At 59.9% G+C, this 25797-nt stretch carries 17 protein-coding genes; 6 read left to right on the forward strand and 11 right to left on the reverse strand.

What is annotated here, in order from left to right; translation table 11 throughout:
• Positions 1 to 90: 90 nt before the first annotated feature.
• Positions 91 to 3837, forward strand: coding sequence for an ATP-binding protein (locus AC1D35_RS20410; protein ID WP_113311540.1), 3747 nt, complete (start codon positions 91 to 93; stop codon positions 3835 to 3837).
• Between the two features lie 276 nt (positions 3838 to 4113).
• Here AC1D35_RS20410 and AC1D35_RS20415 read toward each other — a convergent pair whose 3' ends face one another.
• Positions 4114 to 6066, reverse strand: coding sequence for an acetoacetate--CoA ligase (locus AC1D35_RS20415; protein WP_113311541.1), 1953 nt, complete (start codon positions 6064 to 6066; stop codon positions 4114 to 4116).
• 162 nt (positions 6067 to 6228) lie between these two features.
• Here AC1D35_RS20415 and AC1D35_RS20420 point away from each other — a divergent pair, with 162 nt between their 5' ends.
• Complete coding sequence (locus AC1D35_RS20420) at positions 6229 to 8127, forward strand: AsmA family protein (protein WP_477939783.1); 1899 nt, start codon at positions 6229 to 6231, stop codon at positions 8125 to 8127.
• Here AC1D35_RS20420 and AC1D35_RS20425 read toward each other — a convergent pair.
• The 5 genes from AC1D35_RS20425 to AC1D35_RS20445 form a co-directional block, all read right to left on the reverse strand.
• The gene (locus AC1D35_RS20425) at positions 8124 to 8942 is read right to left on the reverse strand and encodes an ABC transporter permease subunit (RefSeq protein WP_113300700.1); all 819 of its coding nucleotides are present in this window, start codon (positions 8940 to 8942) and stop codon (positions 8124 to 8126) included. The genes AC1D35_RS20420 and AC1D35_RS20425 overlap by 4 nt on opposite strands.
• Positions 8943 to 8945: 3 nt before the next feature.
• On the reverse strand, positions 8946 to 9857 hold the full coding sequence (locus tag AC1D35_RS20430; protein ID WP_113311543.1) for an ABC transporter permease subunit: 912 nt from the start codon (positions 9855 to 9857) through the stop codon (positions 8946 to 8948).
• Positions 9858 to 9861: 4 nt separating this feature from the next.
• Positions 9862 to 11004: an ABC transporter ATP-binding protein gene (locus AC1D35_RS20435; RefSeq protein ID WP_113311544.1), complete on the reverse strand. Its 1143-nt coding sequence runs from the start codon at positions 11002 to 11004 to the stop codon at positions 9862 to 9864.
• Between the two features lie 90 nt (positions 11005 to 11094).
• Entirely contained in the window at positions 11095 to 12192 is a 1098-nt protein-coding gene (locus AC1D35_RS20440) for a polyamine ABC transporter substrate-binding protein (RefSeq protein ID WP_113300703.1), read from the reverse strand.
• Positions 12193 to 12318: 126 nt separating this feature from the next.
• Positions 12319 to 13713 carry a helix-turn-helix domain-containing protein gene (locus AC1D35_RS20445; protein WP_477939786.1) on the reverse strand — a complete coding sequence of 465 codons (1395 nt, stop codon included), beginning with the start codon at positions 13711 to 13713 and terminating at the stop codon, positions 12319 to 12321.
• A 178-nt stretch (positions 13714 to 13891) separates the two neighbouring features.
• On the opposite strand from AC1D35_RS20445, the gene aceA reads away from it, so the two are divergent.
• The 3 genes from aceA (at position 13892) to AC1D35_RS20460 (ending at position 16635) form a co-directional block, all read left to right on the forward strand.
• Positions 13892 to 15181, forward strand: a complete 1290-nt coding sequence (gene aceA / locus AC1D35_RS20450) for an isocitrate lyase (protein ID WP_113311546.1) — start codon at positions 13892 to 13894, stop codon at positions 15179 to 15181.
• A 13-nt stretch (positions 15182 to 15194) separates the two neighbouring features.
• Positions 15195 to 15431 carry an SMc00767 family acetate metabolism repressor gene (locus AC1D35_RS20455; protein WP_113300706.1) on the forward strand — a complete coding sequence of 79 codons (237 nt, stop codon included), beginning with the start codon at positions 15195 to 15197 and terminating at the stop codon, positions 15429 to 15431.
• Between the two features lie 103 nt (positions 15432 to 15534).
• Positions 15535 to 16635, forward strand: coding sequence for a helix-turn-helix domain-containing protein (locus AC1D35_RS20460; RefSeq protein ID WP_113311547.1), 1101 nt, complete (start codon positions 15535 to 15537; stop codon positions 16633 to 16635).
• Between the two features lie 11 nt (positions 16636 to 16646).
• Here AC1D35_RS20460 and AC1D35_RS20465 read toward each other — a convergent pair whose 3' ends face one another.
• The 5 genes from AC1D35_RS20465 to AC1D35_RS20485 form a co-directional block, all read right to left on the reverse strand.
• Positions 16647 to 17516: a LysR family transcriptional regulator gene (locus tag AC1D35_RS20465; RefSeq protein WP_113311548.1), complete on the reverse strand. Its 870-nt coding sequence runs from the start codon at positions 17514 to 17516 to the stop codon at positions 16647 to 16649.
• A gap of 304 nt (positions 17517 to 17820) precedes the next feature.
• Positions 17821 to 19665, reverse strand: coding sequence for a methyl-accepting chemotaxis protein (locus tag AC1D35_RS20470; protein ID WP_113311549.1), 1845 nt, complete (start codon positions 19663 to 19665; stop codon positions 17821 to 17823).
• Between the two features lie 252 nt (positions 19666 to 19917).
• Positions 19918 to 22446, reverse strand: a complete 2529-nt coding sequence (locus tag AC1D35_RS20475) for a methyl-accepting chemotaxis protein (RefSeq protein ID WP_113311550.1) — start codon at positions 22444 to 22446, stop codon at positions 19918 to 19920.
• A gap of 308 nt (positions 22447 to 22754) precedes the next feature.
• Entirely contained in the window at positions 22755 to 22898 is a 144-nt protein-coding gene (locus tag AC1D35_RS20480; RefSeq protein WP_477836724.1) for a hypothetical protein, read from the reverse strand.
• A gap of 166 nt (positions 22899 to 23064) precedes the next feature.
• Complete coding sequence (locus tag AC1D35_RS20485) at positions 23065 to 24246, reverse strand: BaiN/RdsA family NAD(P)/FAD-dependent oxidoreductase (protein ID WP_113311551.1); 1182 nt, start codon at positions 24244 to 24246, stop codon at positions 23065 to 23067.
• Positions 24247 to 24375: 129 nt separating this feature from the next.
• Between AC1D35_RS20485 and AC1D35_RS20490 the strand changes: the two genes are divergently transcribed.
• A partial coding sequence (locus tag AC1D35_RS20490) for a glutamine synthetase family protein (RefSeq protein ID WP_477939791.1) occupies positions 24376 to 25797 on the forward strand: 1422 nt, incomplete at its 3' end.

The raw sequence follows: 25797 nt of genomic DNA on the forward strand, positions 1-25797 counted from the left end.
GAAAGCTCCGTGCTCTTCTGGACCGGTCGCAGACCTGCAGTTATTAATAAGCTGTTAATTCTGAAGAGCCCGAAAGCGACAGGTTCGATCATGCCCGCAGTCCAGTATCCGTTCATCGATATCGCCGTGCATGTGCGGGTGCGTGAGCGATTCTCGCGTGGCGAGGCCATGGTGCTCTTTTCCGCTGATCTTTCTCGCCTGCTCTGGGCGAATGGTGCCGGCGCCGAGCTTTTTGGCCACACCGCGGTCTATGATCTGCTCGACCAGGGTGTCAGCCATGCCGACATCACCTTCCGCCAACTTGAGGCGACTGCCCGTCAGCTTGGCGAGATCGGCGCCCGGAAAACCTTCGTCATCCGCATCGCCAAGGGCTTTCAGCGCGTTCAGGCTTCCGCGTCGTCAGAGCTTATCCGTCTCGCTTCGGGCGAGAAGGCCATTCTGTTTTCCGTTCCGGTCTCCACGCCCCCGCTGACGGCGGGCGCCAATGCTGCGCAAATGCTGCAAGGCCTCGACGACCCGGATACGCATATGGCCGTGATCGGAGCCGAGGGCGAAGTCATTGCCGCTTCGCCCGGTTTCGCCTCGCTCGGCATTACGCAGCAGGCGGCAAGGACGCTGATCACGCTCGCCGGCGCCCATCCAGACCGCCTGGTAAAGCGCCCGGTTGCGACCGGCCTTGGCCACTTGCCGGCTGCCGTCGGCAAACTCAACGACGAGCCGGCACTCCACCTTCTCTTCGCCGTTGAAACCGCGATCGGTCATCTCGACCCGATCGAACCTTCCGTCAATATTCAAGAGAGTGCGCCAGCAGAAGCCGCAACGGACGAAACTCCCAGTATTGCCGCACCCGCGGCCGGCTTCACGGAAGCCGAGGCGATCGACGCAGTTTCTGGCATTGAAGAGGTCGAGGAGACACTGGAGGAAATTACCGGCGAGACCGAAGGCCCGGTTGAGATGAGCGAACCGGTCGAAGCCGAGGCCCAGTCCGAGCCGTCGGCAGATGGAAGCATTACCGAGCCTGAAACAGTGGTCGTCGATGACGCCAGCGAGCAGGTCGAGCAGCAGACCGAAGCATCTGCTTCCGAGGAAGAGATCGTAGAGGCCGGCGCGGGGGCTCCAGTCGTCGAGCGGGTTGAGCCGGCCGTTTCCGTTGCCGAAAACTTCGCAGCAGCACCCGTTGTCCCAGAAGAGCCTACAGCCGGCCCAAGGAAGAGCAGCTTCGTCTTCAAGCCGAACAGCCGCGCCACCCGTTTCGTCTGGAAGATCGATGCGGAAGGCCGCTTCAGCGAAGTTTCTCATGAATTCGCCGAGGCTGTCGGCCCGCATGCGAGCAACATCATCGGCAGCGCTTTCTCCGACGTTGCCGCCCTCTTCAACCTCGATCCGGAATCGAAGCTCTCCGAAGCGCTGGCGCGGCGTGATACCTGGTCCGGCAAGACGATCTACTGGCCGATCGAGAGCACGAGCCTCGTCGTACCCGTCGACCTGGCAGCTCTGCCGACCTATACGCGCAACCGCGATTTCGATGGTTTCCGCGGCTTCGGCGTGGTGCGCCTGTCGGACGCCCAGGAAGATCCCCTGGCGCTTGGCCTGGCGCTCGGACCCGACGGCATCGGCCATGATGCCTCCTATCTCGGATCGGCAAATGAAGCTGAGCCGCAAGAGACGGCACCGGCGGAAGCCGAAATGCCGCAAGAACAGCCTGAAGTCATTGCCGAAGTTATGCCGCAGACCGACGAGGCTGTGAATCCGGACGCTGATGTCGAAGAAGACACCGTGCCGGAAGTCGAAGTAGCGACGGACGTAACCATCCCGGAAGAGGCGTCAGCACCGGAACCTGTCGTCGAAGAACAGTCCGCCTCCGAGCCTGATGTTGCCGGTCAGCGGGAAGATCAGCCGCCTCGCGACAGACAGGAGGAACCGCCGGCGTTGCGCATTTCCGAAACGCCGAACCGCCGCTTCAGTGACAAGGTCGTGCAGCTTCACAGCGCCGGCAATGGCCTGACAGCCGCCGAGCAGGCGAATTTCCGCGAGATCGCCAAACGCCTCGAAGCCTTCGGCACGTACCACGAAGAACCGGTCGCCACGCCGCAGCCTGAACCTGATGTAGGAGAGGCGCCGGCGGCCGAAGAAGCCGTTGCCGAAACCCCTTCCGTCGGGCAGGCAATTCCGCAGGAAGCAATTTTCGAAGCTGCTGCGGAGCCACTGCCGGAAGAGGTTGCCGCCGAGGCCGAAGAGATCCCCGCAGGTGAAGCCGAAGACGAAGTGACCGAAGGTCTGCAGGAGACGGTCAGCCAGATCGAGGTTCTGACCAGTTTCATTCCGCCGCGTGTGAAGATGACGGACGGGCTCTCGGCTGCCACCGTCGATCTGCTGCCTGTTGCCGTGTTGATCCATGCCGGCGACCAACTGATCCACGGCAATCCGGAATTCCTGCGGCTGACGGGCTACGCTTCCGTCGAGGCACTCTCCGAGGTGGGGGGCCTCGATGCGTTGCTGCAGCGTCACGACCTTGAAAACGGTGCGGGCACGATGATGCTCGTCAAAGCCGATGACAGGCTGGTGCCGGTCACGGCCCGTCTGCAATCGGTGCGCTGGGAAGATTCCAACGCTCTGATGCTGGCGTTGATGCCGGTCGAGAACCGGGAAGAAGGCAGGGGCGAGGTTATCAGGCTCGACCAGCGCTCCGACCGGATGGTGGAGAAGGTCGCCAAGCTGCAGGTCGAGGTGGAGGAGCTGCGCTCGATTCTGGAGACAGCGACCGACGGTGTCGTCGTCATCGGCACGGAAGGCGATATCCGCTCGATGAACCGCTCGGCTAGCGCCCTCTTCAACTATGACGAACAGGAAACACGCGGCAAACCCTTCGTCATGCTGTTTGCACATGAGAGCCAGAAGGCGGTGCTCGACTATCTGCATGGGCTTTCCGGCCATGGTGTGGCCAGCGTGCTGAACGACGGGCGCGAGGTGATCGGCCGCGAGGCGGCCGGCGGTTTCGTGCCGCTGTTCATGACCATGGGCCGCCTGACCTCATCCAACGGCTATTGCGCGGTCATCCGCGACATCACCCAGTGGAAGCGCACTGAGGACGAGTTGCGCAATGCCAAGGGTGCCGCCGAAACCGCCAATGCCCACAAGACGGATTTTCTTGCGCGCGTCAGCCATGAGATCCGCACGCCGCTCAACGCCATCATCGGCTTTTCCGACATGATGGCGAGCGAGCGCTTCGGGCCGATCGGCCACCCGCGCTACATCGAATATGCAAACGACATCGGCCGTTCCGGCCGACACGTTCTCGACATCGTCAACGACCTGCTCGACATTTCCAAGATCGAGGCAGGCGAGATGGATCTCGACTTTGCCTCCGTCGGTCTCAATGAAGCGATCTCGGAAGCGGTTGCTCTGGTCCAGCCGCAGGCAAACAGCCAGCGCGTCATCATCCGCACGGCCCTGTCGCAGTCGGTGCCGGATGTCGTTGCCGATCTGCGCTCGATCAAGCAGATCGCACTGAACATCCTGTCGAACGCCATCCGCTTTACGCCATCAGGCGGGCAGATCGTCGTTTCCACTTCCTATGAGGCGAACGGCAGCGTGGCGATGCGGGTGCGCGATACGGGTATCGGGATGACGCGCAGCGAGCTCGATCAGGCGATGAAGCCATTCCGCCAGGTTTCGTCCACGCAGTCGCGTCATCGTGGCGACGGCACCGGTCTCGGCCTGCCGCTGACCAAGGCGATGGTCGATGCCAACAGGGCAATCTTCTCGATCAATTCCGCGCCGAACGAAGGCACCCTGGTGGAGATCACCTTCCCATCGCAGCGCGTGCTTGCCGGTTAGGCGCCTATTTTCATGCAATTCCAGGCGCAAAGCCGCTGCACGATTTTGCTGGGAATGCTTGCCAAAGAAAAGGCAGCCAATGGCTGCCTTAGAGAGTTAGTGCTGGTAAAACAAGAGCTTAGTCGATCAACATCATGTTTCGGGAACCGCAGTTCCAGACCATCTCTTCATGTATGGTCTCCAAGATGGCTTCACCTTTGACAAACCTTTCTTAACGAAAGGTTTCCAAAACGCGGAATTGATCAACGGCAAAAGCTTGTAGTTTAGCTTCCTCTGTCAAACCTTCAGCTCCTCCAGTCCGGCAAAAAGCTGAAGCGACTCAGGGTTGGCGAGCGCTTCCTGATTTTTCACCGGCCGGCCATGAACAACCTCGCGCACGGCCAGTTCGACGATCTTGCCGGACTTGGTGCGCGGGATATCTGCGACCGCAATGATCTTGGCCGGCACATGGCGCGGCGATGCACCGACGCGGATGCGGGTCTTGATCGCCTTTGCCAGATCCTCGGTCAGCGTCATGCCTGGCGACAGACGCACGAAGAGTATGACGCGCACGTCGTCATCCCAGTCCTGGCCGATACAGAGCGCTTCAGCCACTTCTTCCATCTGCTCGACCTGATTGTAGATCTCCGCCGTGCCGATGCGCACGCCGCCCGGATTGAGCGTCGCATCCGAGCGACCGTGAATGATCAGGCCGCCATGTTCGGTCCATTCGGCAAAATCACCATGGCACCAGACATTATCGAAGCGTTCGAAATAGGCGGCCCGATATTTGGCGCCGTCGGGATCGTTCCAGAACATGACCGGCATGGAGGGAAAGGCCTTGGTGCAAACCAGTTCACCTTTTTCCTGACGAACCGGTCTGCCTTCGTCATTCCAGACATCGACGGCGAGGCCAAGGCCCGCACCCTGGATCTCGCCGCGCCAGACGGGCTGCAGCGGATTGCCGAGCACGAAACAAGAAACAATATCCGTGCCGCCAGAAATCGAGGCGAGTTGAACGTCTTTCTTGATGCCTTCATAGACGAAGGTGAAACCTTCGGGCGACAACGGCGAACCGGTGGAGGTGATCAATCGCAGGCTCGAAAGGTCATGGCTCGTGCGCGGCGTCAGTCCGCTCTTGCGCACCGCGTCGATATATTTGGCCGAGGTCCCGAAGATGGCGAATTTCTCCTCGGCCGCATAGTCGAAGAGCACATTGCCATCGGGCGCGAAAGGCGATCCGTCGAAAAGGCAAAGCGTAGCGCCGGAGGCAAGGCCGCTTGCCAGCCAGTTCCACATCATCCAGCCGCAGGTGGTGAAGTAGAAAAGCTTGTCGCCCGTCTGCAGGCCACAGTGGAGGCGATGCTCTTTCAGATGCTGGAGCAATGTGCCGCCGGCCGAATGCACGATGCATTTCGGTACGCCTGTTGTGCCTGAGGAAAACAGGATATAGGCCGGATGGGAGAAGGGCAGTCGCACGAACTCGACCGATTTCGGCTCATATGGGGCAATGAATTCGGCAAGCGTCTTGCCACCGGCGGTTTCGCGCGCGACCTCTTCTGCATCGCCGGCATAATGAATGACGATGGTCGGTGCATCGAGGCTCTTTGCGACATTCACCACCTTCGGCTTCACATCCTGCAGCTTGCCATTATACCAATAGGCATCGCATGCGATGAAAAGTTTTGGCGCAATCTGGCCGAAACGGTCCAGCACGCCCTGTTCACCGAAATCAGGCGAACAGGACGACCAAATGGCGCCGATCGAGGTGGCCGCCAGCATGGCTGCCACCGTTTCGGGCATATTGGGCATCATGGCGGCGACGCGATCGCCCTCACCGATGCCGAGTGCACGAAAGCCCTGCTGGAGCTGTGACACAAGCGCGCGCAGGCGATCCCACGACCAGCGGTCTTCGACCTTGTCCTCACCGCGGAAAATGATGGCATCGCCCTGCCCGCTTCCGTTCAGCAGATTTTCAGCGAAGTTCAGGCGTGCCTGCGGAAAGAACCGCGCATCCAGCATGCGGTCGCCATTCACGAGAATATCTGCGCCACGCTCTCCCTTCACGCCGCAGAAATCCCACAAGGTCGACCAGAAGCGTTCCCGATCGGCGATCGACCAGGCATGCAGATCCTCAAAGCTTTTCAAGACGAGACCGAAGTCTTCATTGCAGCGCTGCATGAAGGCGTGGATCGGGCTATTTTCGATCGCGTCTTCAGTGGGCTTCCAAAGCGGCTGTTTTTCCTGCATTCATTCCTCCTCCCCAATGCGGGACTTATATCATGCTGCAATGCGTTATAAAGTGTGCAACGGCGCGATCCGCGGCGCGTGGGATTTGCATATGCCCGGTATTTCATATATCCGGCAAAATCAGAAAATAACGGGTAACCGGCTGAAATTCCGGCGGAGCTCATGGGTACGTCAAGACAAGGCAGATGGCGAAAAAGGATCGGCCCCGCCTCGCGCTGGCTGCCGGCCTTTGCGCGCATCTCCACCATCGTGCTGCTGGTCGGGCTTGCCTTCTTCCTCTCACTCAGGCTCGCCGCCCCCTATCTCATCTCAACCGGCTTCGTCCGCTCCGGCATCGAGGATGCTCTGTCGAAGTGGACGGGCTATCAGGCCGAGATCAAGGGTAAGCCCGTCCTTGAATTCTGGCCGACGCCGCGCATCACGCTCAACGACGTCACCATCCGCCAACCGCGCGAAAGCGGCGACAAGCTGCTCGGCCGTATCGAAAGCCTTTCGGCCGATTTCAGCCTGATCGATGCACTGCGCGGCCGCACACGCTTCCACGAATTCCACCTGCTGCGGCCCAACCTCGCGCTGACGCGTGACGAGAACGGCCTGATCGACTGGAGCTATGCCGGTCTTCTGGCGCGGGCGATCAGCGGCGTGCGGGATGACAACGGCACCGAAGTTCTCGATCCGAAGCTCGACGCCGATATCGGCGCCGTGACGGTCGAGGACGGCACGCTGACCATAACCGATACGCGGACGGGCGATGTCCACCATTTCGACAGCGTCGCGGCGGATATCGCCTGGCCGAAGCTGTCGAGGGCGATCTCGGCAGTCCTCATTGCCCGTTTCAACACACAGGACCTGAAGATCGACTTTGCCTCGGCCACGCCACTGCTCGTCTTCGCCGGCAAAAATGCGGAGATGAAGGCCTCGATCGCCTCCAATCTGATGACCGCGCGTTTCCAGGGCGTCGGCAGCATGGTGAGCCTTTCGGCGGTATCCGGCAATTTCAGCGCCAGCTTTCCGGATGTGCCCGCCCTCCTGAAATGGTCCGGCAAACCGATGCCGGGGATCGAGTCGCTGAAGAGCGCATCGATGACCTCGGATGTGACCTCGGCGTCCAACGGTTTCCGCTTCAACAATGTCAGTATGACACTGAACGATGCGAGCGCGACCGGCGTTATGGATTTCACCGTCACGCCCGGCAAGCGGCCGAAAATCGGCGGGACGCTTGCCTTCGACCAGATGAACCTCAAGCCGTTCCTCGACGCCTTTGCACTGCGGCTTGCCGCCGGAGGCCTGGGCGATTTGCTCGTGCAGAGCCCCATCGGACCGCTGCAACTCCTTGATCTCGACGTGCGGCTTTCTGCACGACAGGCGCAGATGGGTATCTTCTCGCTTGCGGATGTCGGCGCCAGCGTGATCGTTGCCGGCGAGGAAGCGAAGTTCGATATCGGCGACAGCCAGTTCGAGGGCGGCGAAATGACTGCCCATCTGGAGGCGACCCGCCGCGATTTCGATGGTGGCGGTAAGCTGCAGCTTTCGATCCGTGATGCGGATTTCAATGCACTTGCCGAGAAATTGCAGCTCAAGGGGCCGCTGCCGCATGCGAGCGGCTCACTCGATCTTTCGCTGGAGACACCGAAGGCGATCTGGACGACGGGACTTGCCGATGTGACCGGCAAGCTCAGATTCTGGACGACGGCGGGCACCATCCCCGGCGTCGATGTCTCCGCAATCCGGACACAGGCAGCGCAGAAGCCGTTCTTCCCGCTGAGCGCCGCCGCAAACGGGGCCTTCGCCTTCAACAAGCTCGATCTTCAGGCCGACTTTGCCAATGGCACCGCCGAAATCCACGATGCRCGTTTTGCCGGTTCCGACCAGACGCTGACCCTGTCCGGCATCGTCACCTATCAATCGAACGGGCTTGCACTCTCCGGCTCGCTGGAAGCGACTGATCCGGCAAGAGCGGTCGATCTGCCGCTCCTGCCCTTCTTTATCGGCGGCTCGTGGCCGAACCCGGTCATTTCGCCGGTGCCGCTGCTCAGCGCACCGGCGAAAACCCAGCCTTAAGCAGTCGCGGCCGCAGCCCTTTCATCGCGCTCGCGCTGCACTTCGCGGCGCTTGGTGATGATGGATGCGCAGATGACGCCGACCGTCACGATGGCGATCAGGATGGTGCAGACCGCATTGATTTCCGGGGTCACGCCGAGACGAACCTGACTGTAGATCTTCATCGGCAGCGTGGTTGCGCCCGGACCCGATGTGAAGCTTGCGATCACCAGGTCGTCCAGCGACAGGGTGAAGGCGAGGATCCAGCCGGAAAACACGGCCGGCGAAATGATCGGCAGCGTGATCTCGAAGAAGGTGCGCACCGGCGGCGCGCCAAGATCCTGGGCGGCTTCCTCGATCGACTGATCGAAGCTCAGGAGCCGCGACTGAACGACAACGGCCACGAAACACATGGTCAGTGTCGTGTGCGCCAGCGTGATCGTCCAGAAGCCGCGGTCGAAACCGATCGCCACGAAGAGCAGCAGCAACGAGAGGCCAGTGATGACGTCAGGCATGACGAGCGGCGCATAGATCATGCCCGAAAACAGCATGCGCCCGCGGAAGCGCGTGAAGCGCACCAGGGTCAGTGCCGCCATGGTGCCGAGGATGGTGGCAAGCGTTGCCGACAATAGGCCGACGCGGATGGTTACCCAGGCCGCATCGAGCAGGCCCTGGTTCGAGAGTAGAGACACATACCACTTGGTGGAGAAGCCGCCCCAGACGGTGACGAGCTTCGATTCATTGAACGAGAAAACCACCAGAAGCACGATCGGCAGGTAGAGGAAGGCGAAACCGAGCACCACGGAGATGATATTGAAGCGGGTCCATCTCAGCATGACTTATCTCCCCCGCTCTTCGGCTCTGGCCTGTGCATTCTGGAAGAACACGATCGGGATCACCAGGATCAGAAGCAGGATCGTTGCCACCGCCGAAGAGACTGGCCAGTCCCGGTTGGCGTTGAACTCGTTCCAGAGCGTCTTGCCGATCATCAGCGTCTGCGAGCCGCCGAGAAGATCGGGGATGACGAATTCACCGACAGCCGGAATGAAGACCAGCATGCAGCCGGCGATCACGCCCGGGAGAGACAAGGGGAATGTGACACGCCAGAAGGCTCGGATCGGCGTGCAGCCGAGATCCTGAGCCGCCTCGATCAGCGTGCCATCCATCTTTTCGAGCGACGAATAGAGCGGCAAGACCATGAAGGGCAGATAGGAATAGACGATGCCGATATAGACGGCCGTGCTGGTGTTGAGGATGATCAGCGGGCTGTCGATGATGTGTAGCGACAGGAGAAGCTGGTTGAGCAGGCCCTCAGGCTTCAGAATGGCGATCCAGGAATAGACGCGGATCAGGAAGCTCGTCCAGAACGGCAGGATGACGAGCATCAGCAGCGTCGGGCGGATGGTGCGCGGCGCCTGCGCCATTCCATAGGCGATCGGATAGGCGATCAGCAGCATCAGGAAGGTCGAAATCCCTGCAATCACGACGCTCGAGAGGTACGCGTTGAAATAGAGCGGGTCGTCCGTGAGGTAGCCATAATTGTCGAAGGAAAAGGTTGAAGCCTTTTCCCAGAAACCGCTCCAGCCGTCGGCAAGCGAAAAGACCGGCTCGTAAGGCGGGATGGCGATCGCCGTCGTCGAGAGCGAGATGCGGAAGACGATGAAGAACGGCGCCAGGAAGAAGAGCAGCAACCAGGCATAGGGAATGATGATGACGAGCCGGCTGTAAAAGCGAGAAGCAAATATTCCCATGGTCTCAATCCTTCAGCAGCACGCCGCCATCTTCAGCGAAGGAAACCCAGACTTCCTGATCGTAGGTGAAGGGGTCCTCGACGGAGCGCTGCGCATTGAGAGAGGAAGCCTTGACTGTCTTGCCGCTCGGGAGCCGCACGTGGAAGACCGTCATGTCACCGAGATAGGCGATGTCCCAGAGTTCGCCCCTGGCTGCATTGACCGCGGCATTTGCCGGTGCGGCGCGTGTTACGCGGATCTTCTCCGGGCGGATGGCAAAGCCGAGTGCTGCCCCTGTGGCGGGCGTCTCGGCCGAAGCCGTGCGCACCGTAAAACCGCTTTCGACAGCGATCTCGACGGCACCGTTTGACGCTGCCGTCACCTTGCCGTCGAAAATATTCACATCGCCGATGAAATCGGCAACGAAGCGCGAATTCGGCGCCTCGTAGATTTCGGCCGGTGTCGCGACCTGCACCACCTTGCCATGGCTCATGACGGCTATGCGGTCGGCCATGGTCATCGCCTCTTCCTGATCATGCGTGACGACGACGAAAGTCAGGCCAAGGCTCTGCTGCAGGTCCATCAGTTCGAACTGCGTTTCCTCGCGCAGCTTCTTGTCGAGCGCGCCGAGCGGCTCATCGAGCAACAGCACTTTCGGACGCTTGGCGAGCGAGCGAGCGAGTGCCACGCGCTGCCGCTGGCCACCGGACAGCTGGTTCGGTTTGCGGGACGCAAATTGTTCGAGCTTCACCATCTTCAGCATCTGCGACACGCGCTCGGCCATCTCGTCCTTCGACATGCCGTCCTGCTTGAGGCCGAAGGCGATGTTCTTCTCGACCGTCATATGCGGGAAAAGAGCGTAGGACTGGAACATCATGTTGACCGGCCGCTTGTAGGGCGGCGTGCCCGAGAGGTCGGTGCCGTCGAGAACGATCTCGCCCGATGACGGCTGTTCGAAACCGGCGAGCATGCGCAGCAGCGTGGACTTGCCGCATCCCGACGCGCCGAGCAGCGCGAAAAACTCGCGATGATAGATGTTCAGCGACAGATCGTTGACGGCGGTAAAGTCACCGAAGCGCTTGGTGACATTCTTGAAAGCAATGAAGGGTTTTGCAGACGGATCGGTCCAGGGCGCGAATGCGCGGCGGATATTGCCGAGAGACTTCATATTATTCCCCGAAAATACAAGGTTTCAGTCGGCCTCCACCCGGGCCGGGAATTGAAAGGCCCGGACGTTTCCGTCCGGGCCTGACCAAAATCACTGGCCGGTAACGACCTTCGTCCAGATTCGCGTCGCCGAGCGCTGGGTCTTCGGATCCCACGGCCTGACGGTGAAGAGGCCTTTCATCACATCATCAGTCGGATAAACGGCCGGATCTTCCAGCACGCCCTTGCTGACGAACTGCTGGGAGGCCTTGTTGCCGTTGGCATAGAAGGTGTAGTCGCTCGCCTTGGCGATGACTTCCGGCTTCATCATGTAGTTCAGGAACTCATGCGCTTCAGCCACATGCTTGGCATCGGCGGGGATCGCCATCATATCGAACCACATCTGGGCGCCCTGCCCAGGAATCGAGTAGTTGACCTCGACGCCATTGTTGGCTTCGGCCGCACGGTCGCGGGCCTGCAGCATGTCGCCGGAATAGCCGAAGGCAATGCAGATGTCGCCATTGGCAAGCGCATTGATATATTCTGACGAGTGGAACTTGCGGATGTAGGGGCGAACTGCCGTCAGCAGTTCCTCGACTTTCTTGAAATCCTCCGGTTTGGTGGAATTCGGGTCGAGGCCGAGATAACGCAGTGCCGTCGTCATCACGTCTTTCGGCGTGTCGAGCACGTAAATGCCGCAGTCCTTGAACTTTTCGGCGACCTTCGGATCGAAGATCACTTCGAGGCCGGGCTTGACATCAGGTCCAAGGATTTCGGCGACTTTCTTGACATTGTAACCGATACCGTCGGTGCCCCACATGTAATCGACCGCGTATTCATTGCCGGGATCATATTCGGCGGTACGCTGCTGGATGACATCCCACATATTGGAAAGGTTCGTCAGCTTGGACTTGTCGAGCTTCTGGAAGACACCGGCCTGGATCTGGCGCTGCAGGAAGTCGGCAGTCGGAACGACGACGTCATAACCCGTGCCGCCGGCCAGCAGCTTGGTTTCCACGGTCTCGTTGGAATCGAAAGTGTCGTATACGACCTTGATGCCGGTCTCCTTGGTGAAATCCTCAAGGATCGAACTGTCGATATAATCGGACCAGTTGTAGACGTTGACCACACGCTCCTGGGCGAAGGCCGGAGCGGCGGCAAGGAGAGCGACAACGGCAACTGCCGTCAGGTTGGCGATTCTCGACCTCATGATATCTCCTGTTTGTAAAGGTATCGCGCCCCCGGACACCTCTTATTCCCTCTGGTTTTGCTGCAGACTAGAAAGGATTTTCGGAGCCGACAAGCGTAAAATCCTGCAGTGTCAATGATTTCACAATCACTGAAAATCGAAGGCACCGAAGCCAGCAGCAGTCTCGTCCAGGGCGAGTGGACGCGTGACCGGCGGTTCGGCGCGCGAAAGGCAGCCGCGTCTCTCGCAGAGGCGACAGGCGGGACCGATCGCGACCGGCGAAGCATCACTTCGGCCGTAAACCAGACTGTCGCGCAAAGCAGTGTCGCAGCCGAGCAGCACTGCCGTGCGCCGCACCCGTTCGCCGAATTCCACAACCGGCCCTTCGAGCGTGCGCGCCACCGTCAGAAAAGTCGAACCGTCAGGCATGGCGACCGTCTCGGCCAGTACTCTACCCGGCTCCAGAAAGGCCATGTGAACATTAAGCTTCGGACAGTTGCCGCCGAAGCGCGCGTGCGGAAAGCCCTGCGCTCCAGCCCTGCGGATGACATGGCCAGCGRCATCGATCTCCATGAGGAAAAAGGGAATGCCTCCAGCGCCGGCACGCTGCAGCATGACGAGACGCGATACAGCTTGGGCGAAGGACATACCAAAGCGGGCGCGGATGAGATCGATGTCATAGCGGGTGCTCTGCGCGGCAAGAAGGTAGGCGCCGTAGGGCATCATCAAGGCCAGAGCAGCGCTGCGGGTCAGCTCGAAGCGGGCGATGCGCCGGGCCTCGTCGGACGACAATGGCAGATCCCCAAGCTCGGCTTCGATCTGGGGCAGCAGAACCAGCCTTGCCACCTCGATCGCTATTTCCTGTGCCTGATCGGCTGCCGAAAGACGCTCGGACAGGAAGAGGCGCATCGAATGACGGTCGAACCGGCGGCGAAGATCCGGCATTACATGGACGGGAAGGATGCGAACGCTGATGCCGCGCTCGTTCTTCAACCAGTCCTTCAGGCTGCTGCCTGCAGCGAGCCCATTCGCAAAATTTTCTGCCGCCTCCTCGATCCCGGCGAAATAGGCGGAGCGGCGCTCCAGCACCTCCTTCACCTCGTCCAGGGGCAGCCGACCCGGAGCGACTGCCGCATGGCCGTCGCCTGCTATCAAAGCAGTCAGGTCAGAAAGCCGGGCAGCCTGCTCGCGATAGGCGCGATAGAGTTTGATCATGCCACCCGCCGCATTGGGCGCGACATCCGCTACCTCGACAAGCTCCTGATCGCCCGGCAGTTCACCAGCCAGCAAAGGATCGGCGAAAACCTCCTTCAACTGACCGAGGCCACCGGCAGTTTCGCCCCGCAGTTCTTCAAGGTCGACGCGGTAGACGGCAGAGAGCTTCAACAGCAGCTGCACCGTCAGGGGGCGCTGGTTGCGTTCGATGAGGTTCAGATAGGAAGGCGAGATTTCCAGAGCTTCGGCCATCGCGGTCTGTGTCAGCGCCAGCGCATTGCGGATGCGCCTGACTTTCGGCCCCGCAAATACCTTCCGTTCCGCCATGTCACATCCTTTACATTCTAGATTTACAAATATTTACAAAATTTCAAACTGCTCTGTAAATCCTTCTCATCCTAACCTCTTTCTCAGCTTGGAATCAAAGGTTTTTCTKGATAGTTCGACCAATTTTGTAAATCCTGTCATCAGCGCTCAATCGTTGGAAATTAAAGAGGAGACTGGTATGACAGATTTTAACAAGCTCATCGGCAATATACCCAAGGGACGCTTCGACGGTATCGAGAGACCTTATTCGCCTGATGATGTAGAGCGGCTGCGCGGCTCGCTAGCGCTGCGCCATACGCTGGCCGAGATGGGCGCGGCCCGCCTCTGGCACCTTTTGCATGAAGAGAATTTCGTCAATGCGCTCGGCGCACTCTCCGGCAATCAGGCCATGCAGATGGTGCGCGCCGGACTGAAGGCGATCTACCTCTCGGGCTGGCAGGTCGCGGCCGACGCCAACACGGCATCGGCGATGTATCCGGATCAATCGCTCTATCCGGCCAATGCGGGGCCGGAGCTTGCAAAGCGCATCAACCGCACGCTGCAGCGCGCCGACCAGATCGAAACGGCTGAAGCCAACGGGCTTTCGGTCGAAACGTGGTTTGCGCCCATCGTCGCCGATGCCGAGGCCGGCTTCGGCGGGCCGCTCAACGCCTTCGAGATCATGAAGGCCTATATCGAGGCGGGGGCTGCCGGCGTTCACTTCGAGGATCAGCTGGCGTCGGAGAAGAAATGCGGCCATCTCGGCGGCAAGGTATTGATCCCGACCGCCGCCCATATCCGCAACCTCGATGCCGCACGGCTTGCAGCCGATGTCATGGGTGTTGCGACACTCGTCATTGCCCGCACCGACGCGGAGGCTGCCAAGCTCCTGACATCCGATATCGATGAGCGCGACCAGCCCTTCGTCGACTATGATGCTGGCCGCACGGTCGAGGGTTTCTACCAGGTGCGAAACGGGCTCACGCCCTGCATCGCGCGCGCCATCGCCTACGCGCCGCATTGCGACCTCATCTGGTGCGAAACGTCGAAGCCGGATCTGGAGCAGGCGCGTCGCTTTGCCGAAGGCGTACACAAGGTACACCCCGGCAAGCTGCTCGCCTATAATTGCTCACCATCCTTCAACTGGAAGAAAAATCTCGACGATGCGACCATCGCCAAATTCCAGCGCGAGCTCGGGGCCATGGGCTACAAGTTCCAGTTCATCACGCTGGCCGGCTTCCACCAGCTGAATTACGGCATGTATGAACTCGCCAGCGGCTATCGCGAGCGGCAGATGGAAGCCTATTGCGAGCTGCAGCAGGCGGAATTCGCGGCCGAAGTGCGCGGCTACACCGCCACCAAGCATCAGCGTGAAGTCGGTACGGGCTATTTCGACGCGGTATCGCTGGCGATATCAGGCGGCCGGGCTTCAACGACGGCCATGGGGGAATCGACCGAACACGCCCAGTTCAAACCGGCTGCCGAGTAGAGGAGGAAACGACATGGCATCCATTGCGCGCGTCCGCGAACGGACGGAAGAACAGGCAAGCAGCATGACGGACGACCAGCAGACGGTGACCCGCATGCTCGCCAATGATCTGCACAGGCTGAATCAATCGGTGATGAAGGCCGTCGAGGCTGGCGTTTCGGTCGAGCTGGTGCGCTCCGCCCGGCATCACGGCGGCGACGGCAACTGGGGGGATCTGTTGATCCCGGTCATCGTCGCAAAAAGAAACTGAGAATAGGGTCCGGCGTCCTAGCGCCGGACCTACGCTATTTGGCGCAATTGTCAGCACAGCGGAGTCGCGGCATAATTGAGTATCTCTTCGCACGGAACTGCATATGCCCGGTTCGCCGCACGCAAAACTCGAAGTTCTGACCGATCTGATCTACGGCGCGCTCTTTGGCGAGACGTCGTGGCAAGCCTTTCTCGACGCCCTCACCGCGACAATGCCGGACGCCAAGTCCACGCTGTTTTTTCACGATGCCATCGCGCGAACCGGTGGGCTTTCCCTGTCCTCGGGCCTCGAAAACGCAGAAACCGAGGCCTATAACCGCTATTACGCCGCCATTAACCCGTGGATGCCGCGCGCTGCCACCCGGCCAATCGGCCTTGGCGTGATCGCCGATCAGATGCTGCCGCGGGAGCAGCTTCTGAAGACGGAATTCTACAATGACTACATCCGCTGGATCGGCTGTGAGAGCAGTGTCGGCGTGACGATCATGCGGGAGCGTGGCCGCTCCTTCAATCTATCGACACTGACCTCCTCTTCCGATCCGGACTTCAATCGCAGCAATGCCGAGCTCCTCAGCGATCTCGCGCCGCATCTGCGGCGCGCCTTCGACTTCATCCGCCGCGAGCATAGCGACCCCCACCATAACGAAAACGGGCTGTCGCTCTTCGACGCGATCGGCGTCGGCATCGTCTATATCGGCGAGGATCAGACCATCCGTTCCATCAACAGCGCGGCCGAACAGATGATCGCCGAGGGCGAAGCGATCGGCGTGAGCACAACCGGGAGGATCATCGTCAACGACAATGCACTTGCTTCCCGCCTGTCGGCCCTGTTGCGCCACCATCTCCACGCATTGCCGCCCGCGAGCACGGTGATCAGGATGAAAAATACCAGCTTCAAATGCACGCTGGTGAAAATGCAGTCGGATTTCATCACCGAATTTCTCGAGGGACCGACAGCGGCGCTGATCATCGAGCGGATGAACCTGCCACTGCGCCCTGATTTCAAAGATACKCTGCCCCGCATCGACCAGCTGACCGCGGCGGAAATGCGGATCGCTGCCGGTATCGCTGCTGGCCTGTCGCTGCGCGAAGTCGCGCGGACGAACGATGTCAGCTACGAGACTGCACGCTCGCATCTGAAGAACATCTATTCGAAGCTCGGCGTAAACAGCCAGGTGGGGCTCGTGCGCTGGCTGATGCCGTAGAACATGTCCAGCTACCCGCGGCTGGCGCGCTTGCCGGCGAAGAGATCCGTGTAACTTTTCAAAAGCTTCGTCATCCGGTCGGCGACCGTGCGGATTTCCGGACGGTGGCGATCCTCGGCATTCATGACGATCCATTGGCGATGGCGCAGTTCCGGCAACTCGCCGCCGCAACGTTCGAGCTCTGGATCGAGATCGCCGACGAAACAGGGAAGCACTGCCTTGCCGACGCCGGCACGCACCAGATCCGGCAGGGAGCGCGGACGGTTGAGCGTTGCGACGATCGCGGATCGAGCATTCCGGTATGGCCAGCGCAGATAGGCGGAGATCGCATCCTCCTCGCCGACGGCGATCCATCTGAGATCGTCCTGGTTGGCATTGCGCCTGATATAGATGGCATAGGCGACCTCGCCCAGCAGACGGGCGGCGAGATTGCTTTCCTCCGGCTCGAAAGCCCGGATACCGATATCACTTTCACGGTAGTTCAGGTTCGCCCGCGCTTCGCCGATCGTCAAAGAGATTGAGAACGCATCGCCCGGCGTGCGGATTGCCGCAAAATTCTCCGTGAGCAGCCAGGATATCCAGGTGCCGGCAGCAATCCTGACGGTGGCGCCGCCGTCAGCCGATTGCCGCCAAACCTCCACCTTGCGGGCGGCCGCTTCCATCTCTAGCAGATGATCGACGAGAGTCTGCCCATCTGATGTCAGGCGGTAGCCGGTCTGGCTGCGGTGGAACAGGGCGCGGCCGAGTTCCTGTTCGAGATCGAGCATGCGCCGGCCGATCGTCGCTGGGCTGAGAGCGGTGGCAGCGCTTGCGCCCGTCAGGCCACCGGTGCGGGCGACCTGCAGGAAAAGCTGATAGGAGTCCCAATTGCTGTTTTTCATGAATGAAAAACATAATGGGAATCTACTTGTTCAAGAAGCGAATTTTGATGTGTAGATCAATTGATGTCCATAAACGAGAGGGCATCACGATGATCGATAATCTCATAATCGCAGACATTGCCGGCCGAATGCAGCGAGCAACATTGCTGCAGCAAACAAGACGCGATCGGATAAGGGAAGAGGACGCCTTTTACAACAAAGCTGGGAGCAGCTTCCTGGTGCAAATTGCAGCCTGGCTGACACTGCCGGCAGACAAGGCCACCGGTCGCCCAAAGGTGCGGTCGGTGGAAGACGAATGCGGATGTCAGGCCGCCTGTCTCGCGCGGCCATGACCTGCTGCGCTTTCGGCAAGGCGGAACTGCTCGATGAGCGCCATCAGCATATCAGCCTCTTCGGCTAGCATACGGCTTGCCTGGGTGGCTTCCGCGACCATGGACGCATTCTTCTGGGTCATCTGGTCCATGGCGTTGACAGAGCTGTTGACATCCTGGAGGGCGGCCGACTGGTCGCGGCTCGCCGTGGCGATGGTCTCGACGTGACCGCTGATCGCGATGATCTCATGGCTGATCGAAGCGAGCACGCTGCCGGTCTTCTGCACGAGCTCGGAACCGGCATTGACCTCGCGCGTCGACTGGTCGATCAGCGTCTTGATCTCCTTGGCGGCAGTTGCGGAGCGCTGTGCAAGTTCACGTACTTCCTGGGCAACGACGGCAAAGCCCTTTCCGGCCTCACCGGCGCGCGCCGCTTCGACGCCGGCGTTCAATGCGAGCAGGTTTGTCTGGAAGGCGATATCGTCGATGACGACGATGATCTGCTCGATACGCTGCGAGGCGTTCTCGATGCGGCTCATGGCAGCGACCGCGTCACTGACGACGGCTCCGGAACTGTCGGCCGTCCGCTTGGTCGCCGCAACAACGTTGTTTGCCTCATGCGCGCGCTCGGCGGAAGAGCGAACCGTGACGGTGATCTCCTCGACGGCGGCGGCCGTTTCCTCCAGGCTTGCGGCCTGGGATTCCGTGCGCCTGGAGAGTTCGTCAGCCGAAGCCGAAACCGAGCCACTGTTGCGCTGGATGGAAGCGGCGCTCGCTCGAATGCGCGTGAGCGTATCCTGAAGGCGCAAAAGCGAGCTGTTGAAGTCCATGCGGAGCTGTTCGAGCCGGCCGACAAAGGGCGTTTCGATGGTCTGTGAGACGTCGCCCTGTGACAGGCGGCCGAGACCGGCGGCAAGCTGATCGACGGCAAAATCGATCTGGCCGTCGAGCGTGCGCTTCTCCGCGTCGTTGCGGCTGCGCTCGGAATCGTTCAGGGCGCGCTGTTCGGCGGCCTGCGTTTCCAGTTCCTGGCGCGCCATCGCGCTGTCGCGGAAGAGAGCAAGGGCACGGCCGATCTCACCGAATTCGTTCTTCTTTTCGACGCAGGGGATGGCACTGACGAGATCGCCCGACGAAATGGCGTGGACGCTCGATGTCAGTGCCAGCATCGGCTTTATGGAGCGGCGGATTGCATAGGATGCGAACACACCGACGAGCAGCATCACCACAAGGCCGACGCTGAGAACCAGCATCTGCAGATGGTTCATCCGCTCGTAGTAGACTTCCATGGGTATGCCGATGAAGAGGATTCCGATCGTCGCACCGGACGGATTCTTGATCGGGAAGTACCCCGTCATGAACTTGCGGCCGAAGAGGTCCGCCGGACCATAATAGGCGTTACCTTGTGCGAGCACAGGCTGGGCGGGGTGATCCACGGCGAGCTTGGTGCCGACGGCACGGTCGCCGTTTTCCTTCTTTACGTTGGTGGAGACGCGGACGTAATCGTTTTCCTGCTTTTCGAAGATGGTGGCGACGCCGGCAATCGACTGCGCCGTACGGTCGACGAGTGAGTAATCCGCAAAGGCCGGGATCTTGTCTTCGGCGACGCCGGAAAGCATATTATCCTTCACGTCGATGCGGACATTGCTATCGCTTGCTCCGTAGAGGACCGCCATCGAGCGGCTTGCATCCTTTGCGTCGGATACCGCACTCTCCATGACATAGCTGCCGAGATTGTAATAGGTCACGCCGACAATCGCCGCGGTGCTGACCGCAAGCAGAAGCAGCGTGATCGCAACGATCTGGCGCACAATGGACGTGGAAAAGAAACGCGGCATCAACAACTCCTGGCGGGTACAACCAGCGCCAAGTTAATTGATAAACGTTAAGGAAAATTTTCTCTTAACCTTCTTCGGCCGTAGCATTCCATTTCTTCTGCTGCTGTTAACGCGCCGCCATTGGAAGACGGTTTTCTGGTATCGACGCGAAAAACTTTCAATCTGCCGAATTCTTACAAAATCATCGCGTGATTTTCTCGGAAAGACAAATGGCCCCGAAACGGGGCCATTTAAGATCCGCGAAAATCCTGCTCAAGCGGCGCGGTAGACTTGCATGTCGCTGTCGCCGTCGATCTTGAACTGCTGCACAAGATGCAACAGCGCGTCCGCCTCGTTTGCCAGTTCGCGGCTTGCGGCGGTGGTCTCTTCCACCATCGCGGCGTTCTGCTGGGTCATCTGGTCCATCTGGTTGACGGTGGAATTGACTCCCTGCAGCGCACTCGACTGGTCGTGGCTGGCGCGGGCGATCATTTCGACATGCTGGCTGATCGTGACGATCTGGGCGCTGATCTTGGCGAGAACCGTGCCGGTTTCCTGTACGAACTGCGAACCGGAATTCACCTCGTTCGTCGACTTGTTGATGAGGCCCTTGATTTCCTGCGCGGCAGCGGCAGAGCGCTGGGCAAGCTCGCGGACTTCCATGGCAACGACGGCAAAACCCTTGCCGGCTTCACCAGCGCGGGCGGCTTCGATGCCGGCGTTGAGCGCCAGGAGGTTGGTCTGGAAAGCGATCTCGTCGATGACGCCGATGATCTGCTCGATCTGGCGCGACGCATCCTCGATGCGGCCCATGGCGTCGATCGCATTGTTGACGACGACGGCGGAGTCATCGGCGCTGCGCTTGGCCTGGCGAACGATCTGGTCGGCATCCTTGGCGCGCTCGGCGGACGAGCGGACAGTGACGGTGATCTCATCGACGGCGGCGGCAGTTTCTTCCAGCGATGCGGCCTGTTGTTCGGTGCGTTTGGCAAGATCCTCGGCGGACTGAGCCATCTGATTGCCGTTGCCCTGGATCATCTCGACGTTGTCGCGGATCTGGCTCATCGTGGCCTGCAGGCGCATCATCGAGCCGTTGAAATCCTGACGGAGCTGTTCGAGACGGCCGATGAAGGGCGTCTCGATCGTCGTCGAGATATCGCCCTGCGACATGCGCTCGAGACCGGCAGCAAGCTGGTTGACGGCATATTCGATCTGGCGATCCATCTCCTGCTTTTCGGCATCGTTGCGCTGACGCTCGTGCTCGGCGGCCTGACGCTCTTCGTCGCTCTGCTCCTCGATACGGATCTTGGAGATGGCATTTTCCTTGAAGATGCCGAGTGCGCGGGCAATGTCGCCGATTTCATCGGAACGCTTCTCGCCGGAGATGTTTGTGTCGAGCGCACCTTCGGCGATGCGGCGCATGGCTGCGGTGATCTGGGCGATCGGCCGCTGGAGCGTCAGCACGAGGGCAATGCCACCGACGATGGACACCAGGATGCCGAGCGCAGTGGTGCCGACGGAGATGCTGTTGGCCTGATCCCGCTCGGTGCCGGCGGTCTGCTTCTGCTCTTCCGCGAAGCTGGTCAACTGTCCCCAGACGCCGTCGAGCTGCTGCCGCGCGGCGACATAATCGGTCGTGCGCTGATTGATCACATCGACGAGGGATTGCGCGCCCTTTTCCATCGAGACGAGAGCAGGCGAAATCGCGTCAACGATGTCACCGGCGAAATTCATACCCTTGGCACTTGCCTGGAGGGTGTTCAGCATGGTGTTGAGCGTCGCGATTTCCTGGTTGAGACGGACGCGATTTTCCTTGTTCGGCTTGGCGTTGAAATCGGCAAGCACGAGCTGCAGCGAATAGATGGAGCTTTCAAGGCGCCGCGTATCTTCCAGCACCGAGTTGGTCTGCGCGATGCGGCTGTCGAGCTCCACGAACGTCGTCGTCGCCTCGCGCATCATCTGCGTGGCGGTGAGCTGGGTGTAAGTCGACATCTGGCGGAAACGGGAAACGAGACGGCCGAGATTGGCAACGCCCTCATCCGTGCCCGCTTCCGGCGCTGCAGCCTGAGCCTTCAGATCGCTGACGGTCTGCGCCATCGACTGGGTCATGCTCTTCTGGTTCTGCGGCACGGAGATTTCGATCATGCGCTGCGCCTTGACGATCGCAGGAAGCGTATCGGTCACGACTTTCAGCTTGTCGGCCGAAGTCTGCGCCTTACTGAAATCATTCATGGCGGTTGCCAGCGTATCGCCGCCCTTCAGCAGACGGTCGGCTGCGCGCAGCGTCGCGGTCGCATTGCCTTCATCGGTGCGGACGTTCTCTTCCAACTGCTTGGCGTCGTAGCTGACGTTGAAGCGGTTGGTGATCATCACTTTCTGGGCATCGTCGATCGACTTGCGAACGGCCATTTCCTGCTCGTGCAGGGTCCAGAGCTTGCCGACGGTATCCGAAATGCCGTTCGTGCCCTCGATGGCGGCCTGCAGGTTGGCATGACCGGAATTGTCGCCGATCTGCGCCATAGTGGCGTTCAGCGTCTGCCCCTGGGTCTTGATATCAGCATACAGCTTATCGCGCGCCTGCTCGTTGGTTGTCTGCAGGAAGTCGTCCATCGAGGCGTAGAGATCCTTGAACCCGCTCAGCGACTGGAGAACGCTGTTGGAAATCTCCATGCGGCCTTGCAGCAGCCCGGAGGCATAAAGACCGGTCAGACCGACGGCTGAAATGGTGATGACGAATGGCAGAACGAAGATCAGAACCTTGGTCTGAATCTTGAAGCGAGAAAGAATCTTATCAATGAACATGGCGCGTCGTGCCTTTCATACACCACTCCTCCCGCAGGCAGCCTTCTGGCGCCAGCCGGGTGCATATCGAGCTGATCTACTAAACAACTGGGAGACCCTGATGCGGGCGGCAATCATTGCCAGTTCATTTCCGGCGAGACCGGAAACACCCAAATATTCGTCTACAATGTGTCAGATTAGATATTAATTTTCGGATAAGCGGTAAGAGCGCATTATCGAAGATCGCACAATAGTTGCAAATTGCGCGCCGCAAAACCGCGACATGGCAGTCGCGATATCGGAAACTTCCATTTCAAGCTGCGATGGGATCAGATGAAGTGGGACAGAAGAACCGCAATGCTGGCGGCAGTCGCGCCGGCGGCGAGCATCAGATAGTGCAGGGCAGTGAGCTTTGCATCAGGCTTTGCCTGGGCAATTGCGATGGCGCGGGCGCGTCGAGTGTTTCTGTTCATTGCGAAACCTCACATCTATTCAAAGACAACAATCCAACAAAACAGCTTGCCGGTAAAGCTTAATTTAGGAACGGCTTTGCCGACTTGCCATTGAGACAGGATGGCGCAGGCAATCTTAAGAAGTCTTGAATCGCCGGAAAGGTTTCACGTCTACAAATATTAGCGTTTACAATGCCTCACCGGCCGCAAAACCGGAGGCCCACGCCCACTGGAAATTATAGCCGCCGAGCCAGCCAGTGACGTCAACGCATTCGCCAATGAAATAGAGGCCGGGAACAGTCTTAGCCTGCATGCTGCGGGAATCGAGCGCTGATGTATCGATGCCGCCGAGTGTGACTTCCGCCGTGCGGTAACCTTCGGAGCCGGAGGGCCTGACGGACCAGTTCTGGGCGGCGTCGGCAAGTCGGGTCAGCAGCTTGTCCGAGAGGTCGGCCATGTTGCCGGCGACCGCCTCGCGTTCGACGATGTATTGCGCCAGACGCTTCGGCAGGATTTCACCGAGTGCGGTCTGCGCCGACTGGCGCCCGTTCATCTGTTTTGCCTTCTTCAGATGCGCGGCGATATCGACATCCGGTTCGATATCGATGGTGATGGTGTCGCCTTCCCGCCAGCAGGATGATATCTGCAGGATGGCAGGACCGCTGAGGCCCCGGTGGGTGAAGAGCAGCGCTTCGCGAAAGGCGGTCTTGCCGTGGCGGATCTCGGCAGGTGCAGAGATGCCGGACAGCGGCGCGATGCTTTCGAGCAAAACGGGATCGAGCGTCAGAGGGACAAGACCGGGGCGCGTTTCGGTGACATCAAGTCCGAACTGCTCGGCAACACGATAGGCAAAGCCGGTCGCTCCCATCTTCGGAATGGATTTTCCGCCCGTTGCGATAACGAGCGAAGCCGCCTCGAAGAGACCTTCCGATGTCGAGACACGAAAGCCGCTTTCGGTCTTTTCAACGCCTGTTATTTCGACACCGAGATGCCATGCGGCACCTGCCGCACGCATCTCGTCGAGCAGCATGAAGATGATGTCCTTGGCGCTGTTGTCGCAGAACAGCTGGCCAAGCGTCTTTTCATGCCAGGCGATCCCATGACGATCGACCATGGCGATGAAATCCGTCGGGGTGAAACGGGCAAGCGCCGACTTGCAGAAATGCGGATTGGTGGAGAGAAAATGCTTCGGGCCGGCATTGATATTGGTGAAGTTGCAGCGACCGCCACCGGAAATGCGGATCTTCTCGCCCGGCGCGCGGGCATGATCAAGTAGCGTCACGGTGCGACCGCGCTGTCCGGCGCGAATGGCGCACATCATACCCGCGGCACCGGCACCGATGACGATCACATCGCTCTTGCGCTGCAAAATCCGTTTTCCTTATCAAAATCGCGTCTTCTTTTTCCATCAAGGGGCTGATGTCAACGCCTTTGCCCCCCTCGCCAATTGCCAAACTCTGGTTATGATGGCGTCACGATCAACGCAACCCGGTGTGTCATGTCCCCAAAAAAGACGACGCTGAAGCCTGCCAGAAACGTACCCGCCTCCAAGAAATCCCCTCCTGATCCCGGATCTCTGCGCGGTGTTGCGAACTGGAAGGAAGCGGCGCGCTGGCTGCGGGACCGCGGGATCGAAGATATCGAATGTATCACCCCYGACCTTGCCGGCGTGCCGCGCGGCAAGATGATGCCGACGTCGAAGTTCACCTCCAACACATCGCTTGCGCTGCCCTCTGCTATTTACCGCCACACGATCTCAGGCGAATATCCGGAGGAAACCGAGAGCTTCCGCTACGAGCCGCGTGACAGCGACCTGAAGCTCGTGCCGGATCTTTCCACCCTGTCCGTGGTACCCTGGGAAACGGACCCGACTGCGCAGGTCATTTGCGACATCGTCAATTCCGATGGAGAGGAAGTTCCCTATACGCCTCGCAACGTATTGAAGCGTATTATCGGCCTCTATGCCGAGCGTGGCTGGAAGCCGATCGTGGCGCCGGAAATCGAATTCTATCTCGTCGCCAAGAATGACGACCCGGACTATCCGCTGCACCCACCCAAGGGACGTTCGGGCCGTTCGATCCTGGGCGGACAGGGCTATTCGATCGCCGGCATCAACGAGTTCGACGAACTGATCGACGACATCTATCACTTCTCGGAAAAGCAAGGCCTCGAGATCGATACGCTGATCCACGAAGAAGGACCTGCGCAGCTCGAAATCAACCTCCGCCACGGCAATCCGATCGAGCTTGCCGACCAGGTCTTCCTGTTCAAGCGCACGATCCGCGAGGCGGCGCTAAAGCACAATATTTATGCGACTTTCATGGCCAAGCCGATGCAGGGCCAGGCGGGCTCCGCGATGCATATCCACCAGTCGGTGGTGAATATCGAGACGGGCAAGAACGTCTTCTCGAATGCCGACGGCTCGGCCTCGAAGGAGTTCTTCCACTTCATCGGCGGCATGCAGAAATACGTCCCGAGCGCGCTCGCCATGCTGGCGCCCTATGTGAATTCCTACCGCCGCCTGCAGCCTGACATGTCCTGTCCTGTCAACAATGCCTGGGGCTACGACAACCGCACGACGGCCTTCCGCGTGCCGGTTTCCGATCCGCAGGCGCGGCGCGTGGAAAACCGCCTGCCGAGTTCGGATGCCAATCCTTATCTTGCGCTCGCCGCTTCGCTCGCCTCCGGCCTGCTTGGCATCATGAAGGAAATCGAGCCGACGGCGCCGACCGAGGATGCCGCCAATGAAGGCTCGATCGACCTGCCGCGCGGCCTGCTGGAAGCCGTGGCTCTGCTTGAAGACGAACCGGCCTTCGAGGAAGTCTTCGGCGCCGAGTTCATCGGGCTTTATGCCGGCGTGAAGCGTGGCGAATTCGAAACCTTCATGCAGGTGATCAGCCCCTGGGAGCGGGAATTCCTC

It is taken from the genome of Rhizobium sp. P1_E6, from assembly GCF_056405875.1.

Bases quoted from the DNA above. Each gene is read 5' to 3' on its own strand.
- AC1D35_RS20455 (WP_113300706.1), top strand. From the start codon at position 15,195: ATGGCATCCATTGCGCGCGTCCGCGAACGGACGGAAGAACAGGCAAGC.
- aceA (WP_113311546.1), top strand. From the start codon at position 13,892: ATGACAGATTTTAACAAGCTCATCGGCAATATACCCAAGGGACGCTTC.
- AC1D35_RS20415 (WP_113311541.1), bottom strand. From the start codon at position 6,066: ATGCAGGAAAAACAGCCGCTTTGGAAGCCCACTGAAGACGCGATCGAA.
- AC1D35_RS20430 (WP_113311543.1), bottom strand. From the start codon at position 9,857: ATGGGAATATTTGCTTCTCGCTTTTACAGCCGGCTCGTCATCATCATT.
- AC1D35_RS20475 (WP_113311550.1), bottom strand. From the start codon at position 22,446: ATGTTCATTGATAAGATTCTTTCTCGCTTCAAGATTCAGACCAAGGTT.
- AC1D35_RS20410 (WP_113311540.1), top strand. From the start codon at position 91: ATGCCCGCAGTCCAGTATCCGTTCATCGATATCGCCGTGCATGTGCGG.
- AC1D35_RS20480 (WP_477836724.1), bottom strand. From the start codon at position 22,898: ATGAACAGAAACACTCGACGCGCCCGCGCCATCGCAATTGCCCAGGCA.
- AC1D35_RS20425 (WP_113300700.1), bottom strand. From the start codon at position 8,942: ATGCTGAGATGGACCCGCTTCAATATCATCTCCGTGGTGCTCGGTTTC.
- AC1D35_RS20435 (WP_113311544.1), bottom strand. From the start codon at position 11,004: ATGAAGTCTCTCGGCAATATCCGCCGCGCATTCGCGCCCTGGACCGAT.
- AC1D35_RS20465 (WP_113311548.1), bottom strand. From the start codon at position 17,516: ATGAAAAACAGCAATTGGGACTCCTATCAGCTTTTCCTGCAGGTCGCC.
- AC1D35_RS20470 (WP_113311549.1), bottom strand. From the start codon at position 19,665: ATGCCGCGTTTCTTTTCCACGTCCATTGTGCGCCAGATCGTTGCGATC.
- AC1D35_RS20440 (WP_113300703.1), bottom strand. From the start codon at position 12,192: ATGAGGTCGAGAATCGCCAACCTGACGGCAGTTGCCGTTGTCGCTCTC.